The following is a 16,162-nucleotide window of genomic DNA, read 5'->3' on the forward strand; positions in this document are numbered from 1 at the left end:
CGCAGCCATGCCGGCCTCCCCGGACGACATCCGTTCGCGCATCGTGCGCATCGTGCTCAGCTCGGCAGAGGGCGACCTGACCGAGCGGGACCTGGCGGCCGCGAACTGGTCGCTGCCCGAGGTGAGTTACTCGTCGCTCGCCTACATACGGATGATCGACACGGTCGAGAACGAACTCGGGGTCTATCTCGACCCCGAGGAGGAGAACGAGCGCTTCCAGACCATCGACAGCCTCGTCGAACTGATCGGTCAGCACCTTCGGGAGTCGGCCGATGCCTGAACCCGCCATCGGCGTCTTCGGGGCGGGCCGCCTCGGCCGGGCGATCCACCGGACGGCCACGGCCGAAGGGGCCGTTGTCCACCTCTACGACGCGCGGCGCCCCGACCAGTGGGACGCCGCGCCGGTGCCCGACGTCCTCGTCGACTGCTCCGCGCCCGCCGCCGTCGCCCAGGCCGTCGCCCTCAGCGCCCGCCTGGGAGTGCCCCTCGTCGAGTGCGTCTCCGGCCTCGACGAGGAACGGCTCCGGCTGCTCGACGCACACGCGGCCGGCACCCCGGTCGTCCTCGCCCCCAACCTGTCGCTCGGCAACTACCTCCAGACCCGCGCCCTGCGGCACATCGCGGAAGTGGTCGCCACCATGGAACGGGCCGGCATCACCGGAGCCGTACCGGAGGCCGCCGTCCTGGAACGCCACCCCGCCACCAAGGCACACCGGCCCAGCACCACGGCCACCCGCCTCGCCCAGGAGTGGCTGCGGCACACCGGCAGCCCCACCGCCGACGTCGCCTCGCTGCGCAGCGGCCCGGCCGTCAGCGACCACGAGATCCGGCTCGCATGGCCCGAACAGGCACTGACCATCGGCCACCAGGTCCACTCCCTCGACGCGGCCGCGTCCGGCGCCATCGGAGCCGCGGGCTGGAGCGTGGGCCGCGCCCCCGGCACCTATCCGATCCACGAGGTGTTCGACGACATGCTCGCCACCATGGGCGGCGCGGTGACCGACCGGCAGGAGGACCCACGATGACACCGGCCGCAGCCGCCGCGGAGGACCGCCGCACCCTGCCCCGCGTACCCGCCCGGCTGGCCGGGCAGATCGCCGCGGGAGCCCGCATGCTCTCCCTCGACGGGCACGACGACTTCAACCAGGGCCAGATATCGGCCCGGATGCCCAACTCCGACACCTTCTTCATCAAGAACGCCCTGTGCGGCTTCGACGAGGCGACCCCCGACCAGGTGGTGGCCGCGTCCATCCACGTGGACGCCCCCGTCGACCCGCTCGCCCCGCCCGAACTCCCGCTGCACCAGGCGATCTACCGGGCCCGCCCGGACGTCAACGGCATCGTCCACAGCCACGCCCCGCACACCCTGGTCTTCGGCGCCACGGACCTGGAGCTGCGGCCCCTCTCGCACGACGGCGCGCACTTCACCGGCGCCCTCGGCCTGTTCACCCGGACCAGCAACACGGTGCTCGACCAGGAGACCGGCGACGCCATCGCCGAGTCGCTCGGCGACGCCGAGGGCGTCCTGCTGCGCAACCACGGCGGGGTGATCGTCGGCAAGAGCGTGCGGCACGCCGCGGTCTTCGCACAGGTCCTGGAGCGCGCCTGCCGCCTGCAACTGCTGGCGGAACAGAGCGGCACCCCCTACACCTGGGCCTCCGAGGCGGACGTCGCCCTCAAACGGGACTTCATCTACGCGGACCTCTCCGTGCGCTCCTACTGGGACTACGCCGTCCGACGCGTCCGCGGCGTCTGGCCCGAAGCCGCCTCGTGGTGACCGCGGGCCCGCGCCACGACATCCTCGTGGCCTGCGCGCCGGCCGCCGCCGCGGCACGCCACGCGCACCTGCTCAGCGCGGAGGAGGCGCTCCGGGCGCAGGCCTACGCGCCGGGCAGGGCCCGGGAGTTCACCGCGGGCCGGGCCCTGCTGCGCTGGGCACTGGAGCGCAGCCTGGGCAGCTGGACGCGGGCCTGCCGGATAGGCCGCACCGACCGGGGCAAACCCGTCCTCGACGACCTGCCGTCCACGGGCGTCAGCGTCTCCCACAGCGGCGGTACGGTCGCCGTCGCCGTCGCCGTGGGCCGCGCCGTGGGCATCGACATCCAGGGGCCGGTACCGCCCACCACCGGCCTGCTGAACCGCTGTTGCTCGGCGGAACAGCGGCGCGAGCTGGCCGTGCTCCCGCCCGAGCGGCAGGCGGCGGTGCTGGCCCGGCGCTGGACGATCCACGAGGCGTGCGCCAAGGCCACCGGGACGGGGCTGACGCGCAGGCCCGAGACCTGCCCCGGAGCGCTGCTGGCGGACGCCGGGAGCTGGCGGGGCCTGCGGTGGCGGGTGCTGCAGCACCTCCCCGCGACCGCCCTGGCCGTCGCCTTCGACCAGCCGCACCGCCCGGCCGCGGTCCGCCTCGCCCTGATGGCCCCGGAAGCCGGGCCCCACCACCTCACCTCCGCCCCCGCACCAGAGAGAAGAGCGGTGTCACGATGACCAGCCCTCCGTACGCCGAAGCCCCCTCGCCGGGCAGGACAGGGACGCAGGACGAAGAGGTCCGCGATCTGGTGGCGCTGGCCGTACAGCTGGCGGAGAAGGAACTCGCCCCGAACGCCGACGACTTCGAGGCCCGCGCGCGGTTCCCGCGGGAGATCCTGCGGACCCTCGGCCGCGCCGGGCTGCTCAGCCTGCCGTACCCCACGCGGTACGGCGGCGGCGGGCAGAGCCAGGAGGTCTACCTCACCGTGCTGGAGATCCTGGCCAAGCGGTGGCTGGGCGTCGCACAGTCCGTCAACATCCACGTCCTGTCCTGCTATCCACTGGCCGCCTACGGCACCGAGCGCCAACGTGAGCGCTGGCTGCCCGGCATGCTCGGCGGCGAACAACTGGGCGCCAACTGCATATCGGAGGCCGAGGCGGGCTCCGACATCGCGGCCATCGCCTGCACGGCACGCCAGGCCGCCGAGGACGGCCCCTACACGGTCGACGGCACCAAGGCATGGACCAGCCACGCCGGGCAGGCCGACCACTACAACGTCTTCTGCCGCACCGGAGGGCCCGGCATCCGGGGCCTTTCCGTGCTCCTCGCCGACGCCGGGACACCGGGCCTGCATGTCCAGCGGCTCGAGAAGAAGATGGGGGTGCGCTCGTCGCCCACCGCGGCCGTCGCGTTCGACGGGGCCCAGATCCCGGCCGAGCGGCTGATCGGCCGCCCGGGCAAGGGGTTCCTCATCGCGACCGGCCTCTTCGACCGGGGCCGCCTGGCCATCGCCGCCTGCGCGGTGGGCCTGGCCTCCGCCGCCCTGGACCACGCCGTCGCCTACACCAAGACCCGGCGGCAGTTCGGCCGTCCCGTGGCGGACTTCCAGGGCCTCGCCTTCATGCTCGCCGACATGTCCACGCAGGTCGACGCCGCCCGCGCCCTGGTGCGCGAAGCGGCCCGCACGCTGGACTCCGGCGCGAGCGCCTCGGCCGTGACCGCCGCGGCGGCCCGCGCCAAGCTCTTCGCCACCGAGACCGCCATGCGCGTCACCACGGACGCCGTACAGGCCCTGGGCGCCTACGGATACGTCCAGGATCACCCGGTCGAACGCTGGATGCGCGAGGCGAAGCTGCTCCAGATCATCGAGGGCACCAACCAGATCCAACGCGTTGTCATCGCCCGCTCGCTCTAGAGCCGTTGAGCTGCCGCAGAGCAGCCGTAGAGCAGCCGCAGAGCAGCCGCAGAGCTGCCGCAGAGCAGCCGTAGAGCAGCTGTGAGCAGCCGTAGAGCCATAGACCCGTAGACCCGTAGAGCCGTAGAGCCATAGACCCGCAGACAGGAGCAGCGTGTCGGTCCAGAAGTCCACCGGGACGACCGAGAGCACGGAAGCCGTCGACGTAGTCATCATCGGCAGCGGTCCGACGGGCGCGACCTACGCCCACCAGATCCACCAGGCGCACCCCTCGGCCGGCGTGCTGGTGGTCGAGGCGGGACCCGCCCTGACGGATCCGCCGGGACTGCACCTGACCGCCGTCGCCGACGCCGAGGAGCACGACCGCGCCCGGGTCGCCGCCCAAGGGCCGTTCCAGCACCCGTACGGCATCGCCACGGCGTCGGCCATCGCGCACAACCAGTCCCGCGAGGAGCGGGGGCGGGCCCTCGTCACCAGGCCGGGCATGTTCCCCGTCGGATCGGGGGACTTGACCGGCGACGGGCTGCCCGCGGCACAGCAGTCCTGCAACGTGGGCGGCATGGGGGCGCTCTGGTTCGGGGCGTCCCCCCGGCCCGGCGACGCCGAGCGCATCGACTGCGTGGACCCGGAGGGGCTCGACGAGGCGTACGCGATCGCCGAGCGGCTTCTCCAGGTGTCCGGCACCCAGTTCTCCGACTCGGCCTTCGCCGCCCATCTCGAACGCGTCCTGGGCGAGGAGCTCGACGAGGGGCGGGCGCAGGACCGGAGGGTGCGGGCCATGCCCATGGCCGCCGTACGCAGCGGGAACCAGGTGCGGCGCAGCGGCACGGACGTGATCCTGCGGGAGCTGCCGACGGGACCCGGCGCGGGCGTCGAACTGCGCGCGGACACGCTGTGCGAGAAGGTGCTCGTGGAGGACGGGCGGGCCGTCGGAGTACGGCTGCGCGACCGGGCCACCGGAGCCGTCCACGTCGTGCGCGCCGACTACGTCGTCGTGGCGGCCGACCCGCTGCGCACCCCGCAGCTGCTCTTCGCCTCCGGCGTACGCCCCCAGGCCCTGGGCCGCTACCTCAACGAGCACCCGCAGGTCTCGGTCATCGCCGAGGTCCACGGCTTCGGCGGCGCCGAGGGCGGCGACGGTGGGGAGGGCGGCGACGGCGGCGGCGCAGGCGGCGACGGCGGTTCAGGCGGCGAAGGCGGCTCGGGCGGTTCAGGGGCGAGCGAGGCTCCGAGCGGGGTGACCTGGATCCCTTACGAGGGCGAGAGGTATCCGTTCCACTGCATGCTCACCCGGATCGACCCCGCCACGGTCGCGCAGAGCGCCGACAGCGGACGGGCGGGCAGACCGCTGGTCTCGGTGCACCTGTTCACCTCGCAGGAGCCACGGGCCGACAACCGGCTGGAGTTCAGCGACACCGAACGCGACTGGATCGGCATGCCCGCGATGACGATCCACCACACCCTCGACGACGGGGACCGCGCGACGCTCGCCGAGGCCGAGGCCGAGGCGCTGCGCCTGAGCAAGGTCCTCGGCCGCCCCGCCGACGGCGAAACCCCCTGGATCCTCCCGTCGGGCAGCTCCCTGCACTACCAGGGGACCGTGCGCATGGGCGCCGTCGACGACGGCACCAGCGTCTGCGATCCCAGCAGCCGGGTGTGGGGGGTCGACAACCTCTACGTCGCGGGAAACGGCGTCATACCGACGCGGACGGCCTGCAACCCCACCCTCACCAGCGTCGCGCTCTCCGTCCTGGGGGCGCGCGACATCGCGCGCCGCATCCGGCTGCGGCCCGGCACGGCCGACGCGGCACAGGCACCAGAGGCACGAACCACACGGGCCCAGGCACCAGGGGCACAGGCGGCACGGACAACACGGGCATCGGAGACACGGATGCGGGACGAAGGGGACCACGCGTGATCCACACTCAGCTGGGCCGCACCGGTCTGCGCGTCAGCAGGCTGGCCCTCGGCACCGTCAACTTCGGCGGCCGGGTGGAGGAACCGGAGGCGCACCGCCTCATGGACCATGCCCTGGAGCGGGGCATCAACCTGATCGACACCGCCAACACCTACGGGTGGCGGGTCCACAAGGGCCACACGGAGGAGGTCATCGGCCGCTGGCTCGACAAGGGCCCGGCCCGCCGCGACCAGGTCGTCCTGGCCACCAAGGTGGGCGACCCGATGGGCGAGGGCCTGAACGACCGTGGCCTGTCGGCCCGCAACATCGTCGCGGCCTGCGAGGCGTCGCTCAAACGTCTGGGCACGGACTGGATCGATGTCTACCAGATGCACCACATCGACCGGTCCGTGGCCTGGGACGAGGTCTGGCAGGCGATGGACCTCCTGGTCACCCAGGGCAAGGTGCGCTATGTCGGCTCGTCCAACTTCGCGGGCTGGGACATCGCCTCCGCCCAGGCGGCCGCACAGCGCAGGAACACCCTGGGCCTGGTCTCGGAGCAGTGCGTCTACAACCTCGTCACCCGCTATCCGGAGCTCGAGGTCATGCCCGCGGCCCAGGCGCACGGACTGGGCCTGCTGGTCTGGTCACCGCTGCACGGCGGCCTGCTCGGCGGCGTGCTCCGCAAGAAGCGGGCCGGCTCCGCAGTCAAGTCGGCGCAGGGCCGTGCGGCGGCGGCCCTGGACGTGCACCACGCCACCATCGAGTCCTACGAGAACCTCTGCGCCGAGCACGGCCTCGACCCGGCGGTCGTCGGCATGGCCTGGACGCTGGCGCGCCCGGGTGTGACGGCCGCGGTGATCGGGCCGCGCACGGAGCAGCACATCGAGGGCGCACTCGAAGCGCTGGAGTGCGACCTGCCCGAGTCCCTGCTGACCCGGCTCGACGCGCTCTTCCCGCCGGTCGGCCGCGGCGGCCCCGCCCCCGACTGCTGGCTGACCTGAACTCGCCTGACCTGCCCCGTACTTGACCCGACCCGACCCGACCCGACCCGAACTTGAACTGACCCAACCTGAACTGACAGACCGGGCCAGACCTGAACTGACCTGACCAGACCTGAACTGGGCTGAAAGGAAACCACCCATGGCCGAGAACAGCTACACGGACCCGCGGATCGTCCCGCACGAGTCGGCGCAGGACCGCGAGGCGCGCGAGCGGCTGACCAAGCTGCTCGTCGAGTCCCCGATCCCGCCGGAGTACCTGATCGACAACCTGTCGGTCTACATGCGAAGGCACCAACTGGCCGACCTGCTGTCCATGGACGCGCTCTACCGCATGCTGCCCGAAGTCCCCGGCACCATCATGGAGTTCGGCGTGCTCCACGGCCGCCACCTGGCCACCATGACGGCGCTGCGCAGCATCTACGAGCCGTACAACTCGCTGCGTCGCATCGTCGGCTTCGACACCTTCACCGGCTTCCCCGACGACATCAAGGACGTCGACAAGGTCAGCACCAGTGCCGTCCCGGGACGTTTCGCGACGCCCGACGGCGAGGTCGACCACCTGCGCGAGGTCCTTGCCGCCCACGAGGCCACCGAGCCCTTCGGACACACCCAGCGCTCCTTCGTCGTCCAGGGCGACGTACGCGAGACCGTGCCGCGGTATCTGGAGGAGAACCCGGAGACGATCATCGCCATGGCCTACTTCGACCTGGACCTCTACCAGCCGACGAAGGAGCTCCTCCAGGCGATAAAGCCGCACCTCACCAAGGGCAGCATCCTCGCCTTCGACGAGCTGGCCCACCCCAAGTGGCCCGGCGAGACGACAGCCCTGCGGGAGGTCTTCGGCCTCGACCACGCCCCCCTGCGTCAGCTCCCCGGCCGCGAGCCGCCGGTCATCTACATGAAGTGGGGCGAGTGACGGGAGACGGGAAGCGGGCCGGCGCGACAGAGGGGTGTCCCCCTGTCGCGCCACCGGTCGCCGCGATCGGCGCATCCGCGATCGGCGCGTCCGCGGTCGGCGAATCCGGGACCGGCGCCGCTAGGCGGTTGTGGAGCGGGACCACTGCCGGAGCACCGAGTGCACCGCTGCGACGGTCTTGCGCCAGGACGCGTCGAGGTCGCGCGGATGCCCGAACCCGCCGACCGCCTCGATGTTGATGAAGCCGTGGAACGTGCTGCGCATGAAGCGCACCGCGTCGGTCAGATCGGGCTCCTTGAGGTCGTAGGCGCGCAGCACCGCGTACGTCAGCTCGATGTTGAGGAGGAAGCCCTTGGCGTCGGCGATCTGCTCCAGGTCCATCCGCATCTGTGTCGCCGCGTACCGGCCCGGACAGCGCAGGGCGAAGTCGCGGTAGGCGTCGGCGAAGGCCGCCAGCGCGTCCTCGGCCGAACGGCCGGCGATGGCGGCGGCGAGTTCGGCGCCCATCTCCTCGGCTGCCAGCAGTGCCACCCGCGTTCGTACGTCCTGGAGGTTCTTGACGTGCGAGTACAGGCTGGCGTCCTTGACGCCGAAGCTGCGGGCGAGCGCCGAGAGGGTGACCGCTTCGAAGCCGCGCTCGTCGGCCAGGGCGGCAGCGGCCTGGATGATTTTGTCGACGGTCAGGCCCGCGCGCGTCTTCATCCACTCTCCTATTGTGTGTAGCTTGCTCCCTTGGACAATAAGGCATGTGCCGCTAGGCGTTAGCCATCCGTCCAACTTTTGTGATGCCGGTCACCCACGCTGGTGAGGCCGGTTTTCCACAGACAGCGGGTTGTCCACAGGTGCTGATGCCGATCGGCACCCCGGCGGTACCTTCAATGCCAGGCGAGGCCCACAGGGGCCGCCTGGACGTTGGGGGTGGGTCATGGCGGAGTTCAAAGGTGCACGGCTGCCGCACGTGAAGGGGTTCGGGCAGTGGTCTTCGCAGGCCTCGCAGCCGTCCCGGACCTCGCCGAAGCAGGAGGGCAAGGCGCTGCGTCGACGCGTCTGCCGCGCTTCGCACGAGCGGTTCACCGTGGACGACGGCCGCCCCGACCCGGTCGAGGCCGTGGAGGAGTCCAACCGCACCAGGCTCCCCGAGCTCACGCCGATCCGGATGGGCAGGATGGCCGCGTCGCCCTTCGCCTTCCTGCGCGGAGCCGCGGGGCTGATGGCGTACGACCTCGCGCGGACCCCCGTGACGGGGATAGGCGCCCAGATATGCGGCGACGCACACGCGGCGAACTTCGGCCTGTACGCGGACGCGCGGGGCGGTCTGGTCATGGACCTGAACGACTTCGACGAGACTGCGCACGGACCCTGGGAGTGGGACGTAAAGCGCCTCGCGGCCTCCCTCGTGCTCGCCGGGCGTGAGGCGGGTGCGAGCGAGGACGTCTGCAGGGAAGCGGCGTTCGACGCGGTGGGCGCCTACCGCCGCACGATGCGGCTACTCGCGAAGCTCCCGGCACTCGACGCGTGGAACGCCATCGCGGACGAGGAGCTGGTCTCGCACACGGACGCCCGGGACCTGCTCGGCACCCTGGAAAGCGTCTCCGAGAAGGCCCGGCACAACACGAGCGCCCGGTTCGCCGCCAAGTCGACCGAGCGGGTCCGGGACGAGGCCGGCCACGAGGGGCGGCGCTTCGTCGACGCCCCACCGGTGCTGCGGCGAATACCGGACGCGGAGGCGGCCGAGGTCGCCTCCGCCCTCGGGGAGTACGTGGGCACGCTGTCCGAGGACCGGCTGCCGCTCGTCGCGCGGTACGCGATCCAGGACGTGGCGTTCCGCGTCGTGGGCACGGGCAGCGTCGGCCTGCGGTCCTATGTCGTGCTGCTGCTCGACCACCGGGGCGAGCCACTGGTGCTCCAGGTCAAGGAGGCGCGGCCCTCCGCACTGCTCCCGCATCTGCCCACGGCGGGCTTCGCGGTGCCGCGGGTCGCGCACGAGGGGCACCGGGTCGTGCTCGGGCAGAAGCGGATGCAGGTGGTCAGCGACTTCCTGCTGGGGTGGACGACGGTCGCCGGGAGGGCCTTCCAGGTACGGCAGTTCAGGAACCGCAAGGGCAGCGTGGACCCGGCGGCTCTGGCCGCCGACCAGATCGACGACTACGGCCGGATGACCGGCGCCCTGCTGGCCCGCGCGCACGCCCACAGCGCCGACCCGCGGCTCATCGCGGGGTACGTCGGCAAGAACGACGAGCTGGACACGGCGATGGCGGCCTTCGCGGTGGCGTACGCGAACCGAACCGAGGCGGACCACACGGAGCTGGTGCGTGCGGTGAAGGAGGGGCGGGTGGCGGCGGAGGCGGGGGTGTGAGGGGGCGGGGGGAGGAGGGGAGGGAGGGGGAGGGAGGGGGGAGGGGCCCCGGAGCTGTGCGGCGAGGGCGTGGCGGGGCCGGGCGGTCCGGGACGCCGCTCGGTCGGGGCGGTGGCGCGGTGGCCTAGGCTGGACGGGTGACGACCCCGGAAGCCGAGCCGACGCAGCCCCAGACGCCCGATCCCGATCCCGTGACCGCTGGTCACGAAGCTCCTGGCGGGGCGGCGGGGCAGGGCGGCGCCGCGCGGCCCGAGGACCGGCTGGAGAAGGCGGTCCGGGCGGCCGAGCAGGCGCTGATCGAGTACGAGATCGCCGTCGAGACGTTCCGGGTCGAGGTGGAGAACTTCTCCCGGCTGCACCATCAGAAGCTCGGCCCGATGTACGCCCGGCTCGACGAGCTGGACGCGGAGATCGCCGAGGCCCTGGCGGCCCGCAGCGGTGACCCGGAGGACCGGCGCAAGGCGGACGAGGCACGGGCGCGGGTCATGCCGATGCCGGGTGTCGAGGAGCTGTTCCACGGCTGGATGGACGGCGAGGGCCTCTATCCGGAGGCCGCCGCGATGCTGACCGATCAGTCGGTGCGGCCGCCGCAGCGGGTGCGGCCCAGCGACGAGGCCCGCAAGCTCTACCGCGAGCTCGTCCGCAAGTCCCACCCGGACCTGGCCCAGGAGGACGAGGAGCGCGGCCGCCGCGAGGAGTTCATCACGCGGGTGAACGCCGCGTACGCCCGTGGGGACGAGCCCCTGCTGCGTGAGCTGTCCGCGGAGTGGGCCGCCGGTCCCGTGGCCGAGCAGCGGTGGCCGAACAAGAGCGAGGAGCTCTACGCCCGCCTCGAGTGGCTCGCCCAGCGCAAGGAGCTGCTCACCGTGGTCGCCCGTGAGCTGGAGGAGGGTGCGATCGGCGCGATGCTGCGGATGGCGCCGGACGATCCGGACCAGCTGCTTGAGGAGATCGCCGAGCAGCTGCTCGCGCAGGTCACCGAGCGCGAGGCGGAGCTTGCGAGGCTGACGGCCTAGGCCGTCGGGTAGCGTCGGGGGCATGGCTTTCGGATCACAGGTGCCCACGGTCGGTATCGGCGAACTCGCACCCGACGACTTTCTCCTCGACGTGCGCGAGGACGAGGAATGGCAGGCGGGCCACGCCGCCGGCGCGCTGCACATCCCGATGAGCGAGTTCGTCTCGCGCTACGGCGAGTTGACGGAGGCCGCCCCGCAGGACGGCAAGGTCAATGTCATCTGCCGGGTCGGCGGACGTTCGGCGCAGGTGGCGATGTACCTCGTCCAGCAGGGCATCGACGCGGTGAACGTCGACGGCGGCATGCAGAGCTGGGAGGCCGCGGGCCGCCCCGTCGTCGACGACAAGGGCCAGCCGGGCACCGTGATCTAGTCCTCGGGTCTCCTCGGCCGCGGTTTCAGCCGAGCGGGTGGGCCGCGAGCAGGTCGCCCAGTGCTTCCTCGTGCGCCGCTGCCGGGCCGAGGGACAGCTCAAGCTGTTTGGCCCACGCGTGGTACCGGTGCAGGGGGTAGTCGGTGTCGGATCCGAAGCCGCCGTGCAGATGCTGGGCTGTCTGCACCACCCTGCGTACGCCGTCCGACGCCCAGATCTTGGCGACGGCCACGTCTCCCGCGGCGGGCAGGGCGCCGCTCGCGCCGGTGCTGATGCGCCAGGCGGCCTGCCAGAGGGTGACCTCCATCGCGCGCAGGTCGATGTAGCGGTCGGCTGCCTGTACGGCCACGGCCTGGAAGGTGGCGACGGGGAAGCCGAACTGCTCGCGCTTGCTGGTGTATTCGCTGGTCATGCTCAGTACGCCCTCGCCGAGGCCGAGCGCGAGGGCGCAGGTCCCGGTGGCGAGCAGATCGCGCAGCCAGTCCCAGGCCCCGTCGGCCTCGATGACGTCGGCGCCGTCGATCCGTACGGATTCCAGGTTCAGCTCGGCGAGGCGCTCGCCGCTCGTGGACACCTGATCGGCGAGCGTGAGGCCTTCGTGTACGCGGGGGATGAGGGCGAGGAGGGACCGGCCGGCTGATGTGTGGGCGGGCACCACGATGAAGTCGGCGTTCTGCGCCCAGGGCACGGCTGTCTGGGTGCCGTCGAGCAGCCAGCCGTCGCCGTCCTGCCGTGCGGTGACGGCGAGTTCGGCGGGGTCGTGGCCGCTGCGGCCGTTCGCCGCGACGGTCAGGACGAGCTCTCCGCGGGCGGCCTTCGGCAGGATCCGCTGCTTCAACTCCGCGCTGCCGTACGTCTGCACGGCGTAAGCGGCGGCGCTGCTTTCCAGGAGCGGGACCCGGGCGAGCCGTTTCGCCGACTCGCGCAGGACCAGGCACAGGGCGATGGCGTCCAGGCCCGCGCCGCCGTGCCCGGGGTCGAGGAGCAGGCTCAGGAGGTCGGCTTCGGCGAGCTTGGCCCACAGTGCGCGGTCGAAGTCCTCGGCGACGGCGCCCGGCACGAGGGCGGGGCTCGGTACTCCGTCGGGTGCGACGGAGGCGAAGAGTGCCTTCGCCGCCTCGACGGCCGCCTGCTGTTCCTCGGTGAAGGTGAAGTCCACTGCTTGTCCTCCCGTGCACCGGCCCGACGGCTCTGTCTCCACTGCGACGCCCGCCGTTTCTGACGGGTCGTCAAGATAGAACAGGTTCTACGGGAAGGGAACAGCGAAGGTCTCAGCGGTCGAAGTCCAACTCCACCGTGTCCGTGGCCGGATGCGACTGGCACGCGAGCACATACCCCGCCTCGGTCTCCTCCGGCTCCAGCGCGAAGTTGCGGTTCATCCGCACCTCGCCCGAGACCCGGAAGGCCCGGCAGGTCCCGCACACCCCGCCCTTGCAGGCGTACGGCGCGTCCGCGCGGTTGCGCAGCACGGTGTCGAGGAGGGACTCCCCGTCCTGGACCGGCCAGGTGCCCGAGCGCCCGTCGAGCGTCACCGTCACGGTGCTGTGCGCGGGGGCGGCTGTCGCGGCGGCGGGCGTGGCGGACGTGAGGCCGTCGTCCACGTGGAATATCTCCTCGTGGATGCGCTGACGCGTCACGCCGAGGCGTCGCAGTGTCTTCTCCGCGCCCTGCACCAGGCCGAACGGACCGCACAGGAACCACCCCGCGACCTCCTCGACGGGCAGCAGCGCCGGCAGCAGCCCGGCGAGCCGTTCCTCGTCGAGCCGCCCGGAGTCGAGCCCCGACTGCTGCTCCTCCCGGGAGAGCACCGTGACCAGCTGGAACCGGTCCGGCCAGCGGTCCTTGAGGTCGGCGACCTCCTCCAGGAACATCGTCGACGCGGCGGTGCGATCGCTTCGGATGAGACAGAACGTGGCGTGCGGTTCGCGCTCCAGGAGCGTCGTGACGATGGAGAGCACCGGCGTGATCCCGCTGCCGCCGACCACGGCCGCATAGCGCCCTGGTGCCGGTTCCAGCGTGAAGCGCCCGGCCGGGGTCATCACCTCCAGCTCGTCGCCGACGGCGACTTCCTTGAGGGCGTACGTCGAGAAGGCGCCGCCTTCGACGAAGCGCACCCCGACCCGCAAGGTCTGCGGCTCCGAGGGGCGTTCGGGGTGGGGCGCGGGGGCGCAGATCGAGTACGTCCGCCGGATCTCCGTGCCGTCGACGAAGCGGCGGATGGCGAGGTGCTGGCCCGGTGCGTACCGATACTCCTGCCGCAGGGCGGGCGGCACCTCGAAGGTCAGCGTCACGGAGTCGTCGGTGAGCTGCTCGACCGCCGCTATCCGGAGCTGGTGGAAGCGTGCCATCACAACTCCTTGAAGTGGTCGAAGGGTTCACGGCAGGCGACGCACCGGCGCAGGGCCTTGCAGGCCGTGGACGAGAAGCGGCTGAGCAGTTCGGTGTCGGTCGAGCCGCAGTGCGGGCAGCGGACCGAGAGGGTGAGGGGTATCGGCCCGCCGGCGCTGTGGGGGCGCGGGGGCGCGATGCCGAACTCCGCCAGTTTGCGGCGGCCCTCGGCGCTGATGTCGTCCGTCGACCAGGCGGGGGAGAGCACGGTGCGTACGGAGACCTCCGCCATGCCGCGCTCGTGCAGCACCTGCTCGATGTCGGCGGTCATGGCCTCTATGGCCGGACAGCCTGTGTACGTGGGGGTGAGCTCCACGTCGACCTTGCCGATGCCGCGGACGCGGACGCCGCGCAGTACCCCGAGCTCGGCCAGCGTGATGACCGGCAGCTCCGGGTCGGGCACGGAGCCCGCCAGGGCCATGAGCTCGTCCTCCAGGGCGGTGGTCACCATGACGCCCCCGGGTGGCTGCGGTGCAGATGCTGCATCTCGGCGAGCATCCGTCCGAAGGATTCGGTGTGCAGCCCCTGGCGGCCCGCGCCCGCCGCCCAGGCCCCTTCCTGGGGGCCCGAGGGCACGGTCAGGGTCGCCTTCTCGATGACGGCGGTGACCGAAGCCGTCCACCTCTCGCGCATCGCCTGCCGGTCGACGCCGTCGGAGCCGTCCGCTCCATGTGCGCCGTCGAGGCCCTCCACCGGTTGGAACATCTCGCCGGTGAACCGCCAGAGAGCGTCGAGTCCGCGCTGCATCCGCTCGTGGCTCTCCGCCGTCCCGTCGCCGAGCCGCAGCGTCCACTGCTCCGCGTGGTCCTGGTGGTAGGCGACTTCCTTGACCGCCTTGGCCGCCAGCGGGGCGAACGTGCTGTCGCCGCTCGCCAACTGGCCGTACAGCAGGGTCTGGTAGGTGGAGAAGTAGAGCTGGCGGGCGATGGTGTGGGCGAAGTCGCCGTTCGGCTGCTCGACCAGCTGGAGGTTGCGGAAGGCGCGCTCCTCGCGCAGATAGGCCAGTTCGTCCTCGTCCCCCGCCAGGGAGAGCAGGACGCGTGCCTGGCCGAGCAGGTCGAGGGCGATGTTCGCCAGGGCGACCTCTTCTTCGAGGACGGGTGCGTGCCCCGCCCACTCCCCCAGCCGGTGCGAGAGCACCAGTGCGTCGTCGCCCAGGGCGAGGGCTGAGGCGGTGGCCGTCGGGGTCAGGGGCGCGGTCACAGGTGCTTCACCCCCTCCGGGATGTCGTAGAACGTCGGGTGGCGGTAGGGCTTGTCGCCCGCCGGTTCGAAGAAGGAGTCCTTCTCGTCGGGCGAGGATGCGGTGATCTGGGTGGACGGCACGACCCAGATGGAGACGCCCTCGCTTCGGCGGGTGTACAGATCGCGGGCGTTGCGCAGGGCCATCTCCGCGTCCGGCGCGTGCAGGCTGCCGGCGTGGGTGTGCGAGAGCCCGCGGCGGGAGCGCACGAACACCTCCCACAGCGGCCAGTCGGTCGAGCTGCTCATGCCGTCGCCTCCCCGTGCTTGGCGGCGAACGCCGCTGCTGCCTCGCGCACCCACGCGCCTTCGTCGTGCGCGCTCTTGCGCTGGGTGATCCGCTGTTCGTTGCAGGGGCCGTTGCCCTTGAGGACCGCCCAGAACTCGGTCCAGTCGATCGGGCCGAAGTCGTGATGTCCCCGCTCTTCGTTCCACACCAGGTCCGGGTCGGGGAGGGTGAGTCCGAGGGACTCGGCCTGGGGGACGCAGATGTCCACGAAGCGCTGGCGCAGCTCGTCGTTCGAGTGACGCTTGATCTTCCAGACCATCGACTGCTCCGAGTGCGACGACTCGTCGTCCGGCGGGCCGAACATCATCAGGGACGGCCACCACCAGCGGTCCACCGCGTCCTGTGCCATCGCGTGCTGCGCCTCGGTGCCCCGGCTGAGGGCGAGCAGCGATTCGTACCCCTGGCGCTGGTGGAACGACTCCTCCTTGCAGACGCGGACCATCGCGCGGGCATAGGGGCCGTACGAACAGCGGCAGAGCGGGACCTGGTTCGTGATCGCGGCGCCGTCCACCAGCCAGCCGATCGCGCCGACGTCGGCCCAGGTCAGCGTCGGGTAGTTGAAGATCGACGAGTACTTCTGGCGGCCCGAGTGCAGCTTGTCGAGCAGTTCGTCACGGCTGGTGCCGAGGGTTTCGGCCGCGCTGTACAGATACAGGCCGTGGCCGGCCTCGTCCTGCACCTTGGCCATCAGGATCGCCTTGCGCCGCAGGGAGGGGGCGCGCGTGATCCAGTTCGCCTCCGGCTGCATGCCGATGATCTCGGAGTGGGCGTGCTGCGCTATCTGCCTGACCAGTGAGGCGCGGTAGGCGTCGGGCATCCAGTCCCGCGGCTCGATGCGCTCGTCGGCCGCGACCGCGGCGTCGAAGGCGGATTCGTGCGCCGCTGTGCGTGCGGCGTCGGCCGCTGCCTGGTCCGGCTCGGACCGGGCCGTCTGATGCTCGGCTGCTGTCGCCATCGCGGTCCCCCTCGACCTTTAGCTAGCTACCGACCGATCGTTCGGTTCGTGGAATTCAATGGTGC

General features: G+C 71.8%; 18 protein-coding genes. 11 read left to right on the forward strand and 7 right to left on the reverse strand.

The annotated features are described in order from the left end of the window. Nucleotides 1-7 precede the first annotated feature (7 nt). From ACIGXX_RS14230 to ACIGXX_RS14265, 8 genes are all read left to right on the forward strand, one after another. Nucleotides 8-280 (forward strand): hypothetical protein, encoded by a 273-nt coding sequence (locus tag ACIGXX_RS14230; protein ID WP_351168998.1) that lies wholly within the window; start codon nt 8-10, stop codon nt 278-280. Beyond that, complete coding sequence (locus tag ACIGXX_RS14235) at nt 273-1,025, forward strand: dihydrodipicolinate reductase C-terminal domain-containing protein (RefSeq protein WP_399975589.1); 753 nt, start codon at nt 273-275, stop codon at nt 1,023-1,025. The genes ACIGXX_RS14230 and ACIGXX_RS14235 overlap by 8 nt, the downstream gene beginning before the upstream one ends. Beyond that, a complete protein-coding gene (locus ACIGXX_RS14240) occupies nt 1,022-1,777 on the forward strand; it encodes a class II aldolase/adducin family protein (protein WP_399975592.1) in 756 nt (251 codons plus the stop codon). Before ACIGXX_RS14235 ends, ACIGXX_RS14240 begins: the two co-directional genes overlap by 4 nt. Then, nucleotides 1,771-2,487, forward strand: a complete 717-nt coding sequence (locus ACIGXX_RS14245; protein ID WP_399975595.1) for a 4'-phosphopantetheinyl transferase family protein — start codon at nt 1,771-1,773, stop codon at nt 2,485-2,487. The genes ACIGXX_RS14240 and ACIGXX_RS14245 overlap by 7 nt, the downstream gene beginning before the upstream one ends. Then, nucleotides 2,484-3,665, forward strand: coding sequence for an acyl-CoA dehydrogenase family protein (locus tag ACIGXX_RS14250; RefSeq protein WP_399975597.1), 1,182 nt, complete (start codon nt 2,484-2,486; stop codon nt 3,663-3,665). Before ACIGXX_RS14245 ends, ACIGXX_RS14250 begins: the two co-directional genes overlap by 4 nt. 154 nt (nt 3,666-3,819) lie before the next feature. Next, on the forward strand, nt 3,820-5,583 hold the full coding sequence (locus ACIGXX_RS14255; protein ID WP_399975600.1) for a GMC oxidoreductase: 1,764 nt from the start codon (nt 3,820-3,822) through the stop codon (nt 5,581-5,583). Continuing rightward, entirely contained in the window at nt 5,580-6,566 is a 987-nt protein-coding gene (locus ACIGXX_RS14260) for an aldo/keto reductase (RefSeq protein WP_351168980.1), read from the forward strand. Before ACIGXX_RS14255 ends, ACIGXX_RS14260 begins: the two co-directional genes overlap by 4 nt. A 139-nt stretch (nt 6,567-6,705) precedes the next feature. Next, a complete protein-coding gene (locus tag ACIGXX_RS14265; protein ID WP_351168977.1) occupies nt 6,706-7,482 on the forward strand; it encodes a class I SAM-dependent methyltransferase in 777 nt (258 codons plus the stop codon). 120 nt (nt 7,483-7,602) lie between these two features. Here ACIGXX_RS14265 and ACIGXX_RS14270 read toward each other — a convergent pair whose 3' ends face one another. Further along, nucleotides 7,603-8,184 (reverse strand): TetR/AcrR family transcriptional regulator, encoded by a 582-nt coding sequence (locus ACIGXX_RS14270; RefSeq protein ID WP_399975605.1) that lies wholly within the window; start codon nt 8,182-8,184, stop codon nt 7,603-7,605. A 223-nt stretch (nt 8,185-8,407) separates the two neighbouring features. Here ACIGXX_RS14270 and ACIGXX_RS14275 point away from each other — a divergent pair, with 223 nt between their 5' ends. The 3 genes from ACIGXX_RS14275 to ACIGXX_RS14285 all read left to right on the forward strand — a co-directional run bounded on the left by ACIGXX_RS14275 (nt 8,408) and on the right by ACIGXX_RS14285 (nt 11,224). Beyond that, a complete protein-coding gene (locus tag ACIGXX_RS14275) occupies nt 8,408-9,838 on the forward strand; it encodes a DUF2252 domain-containing protein (protein ID WP_351168971.1) in 1,431 nt (476 codons plus the stop codon). Between the two features lie 137 nt (nt 9,839-9,975). Then, entirely contained in the window at nt 9,976-10,854 is an 879-nt protein-coding gene (locus ACIGXX_RS14280; protein WP_383815695.1) for a hypothetical protein, read from the forward strand. Between the two features lie 22 nt (nt 10,855-10,876). Further along, entirely contained in the window at nt 10,877-11,224 is a 348-nt protein-coding gene (locus ACIGXX_RS14285) for a rhodanese-like domain-containing protein (RefSeq protein WP_351168968.1), read from the forward strand. Nucleotides 11,225-11,249: 25 nt separating this feature from the next. On the opposite strand, the gene ACIGXX_RS14290 is transcribed toward ACIGXX_RS14285, so the two are convergent. The 6 genes from ACIGXX_RS14290 to paaA all read right to left on the reverse strand — a co-directional run bounded on the left by ACIGXX_RS14290 (nt 11,250) and on the right by paaA (nt 16,097). Next, nucleotides 11,250-12,383 carry an acyl-CoA dehydrogenase family protein gene (locus ACIGXX_RS14290; RefSeq protein ID WP_399975609.1) on the reverse strand — a complete coding sequence of 378 codons (1,134 nt, stop codon included), beginning with the start codon at nt 12,381-12,383 and terminating at the stop codon, nt 11,250-11,252. Nucleotides 12,384-12,495: 112 nt separating this feature from the next. Then, entirely contained in the window at nt 12,496-13,572 is a 1,077-nt protein-coding gene (gene paaE / locus ACIGXX_RS14295) for a 1,2-phenylacetyl-CoA epoxidase subunit PaaE (RefSeq protein WP_351168962.1), read from the reverse strand. After that, complete coding sequence (paaD, locus tag ACIGXX_RS14300; protein ID WP_351168959.1) at nt 13,572-14,063, reverse strand: 1,2-phenylacetyl-CoA epoxidase subunit PaaD; 492 nt, start codon at nt 14,061-14,063, stop codon at nt 13,572-13,574. Before paaD ends, paaE begins: the two co-directional genes overlap by 1 nt. Then, entirely contained in the window at nt 14,057-14,815 is a 759-nt protein-coding gene (paaC, locus tag ACIGXX_RS14305) for a 1,2-phenylacetyl-CoA epoxidase subunit PaaC (protein ID WP_351168956.1), read from the reverse strand. Before paaC ends, paaD begins: the two co-directional genes overlap by 7 nt. Next, nucleotides 14,812-15,102 carry a 1,2-phenylacetyl-CoA epoxidase subunit PaaB gene (paaB, locus tag ACIGXX_RS14310; protein WP_344530569.1) on the reverse strand — a complete coding sequence of 97 codons (291 nt, stop codon included), beginning with the start codon at nt 15,100-15,102 and terminating at the stop codon, nt 14,812-14,814. Before paaB ends, paaC begins: the two co-directional genes overlap by 4 nt. Continuing rightward, entirely contained in the window at nt 15,099-16,097 is a 999-nt protein-coding gene (gene paaA / locus ACIGXX_RS14315; protein WP_351168952.1) for a 1,2-phenylacetyl-CoA epoxidase subunit PaaA, read from the reverse strand. The genes paaB and paaA overlap by 4 nt, the downstream gene beginning before the upstream one ends. Nucleotides 16,098-16,162: the final 65 nt, after the last annotated feature.

The sequence above is a fragment of the Streptomyces sp. NPDC055243 genome (assembly GCF_044544025.1).
In the GTDB taxonomy this organism is placed as follows: Bacteria; Actinomycetota; Actinomycetes; order Streptomycetales; family Streptomycetaceae; genus Streptomyces.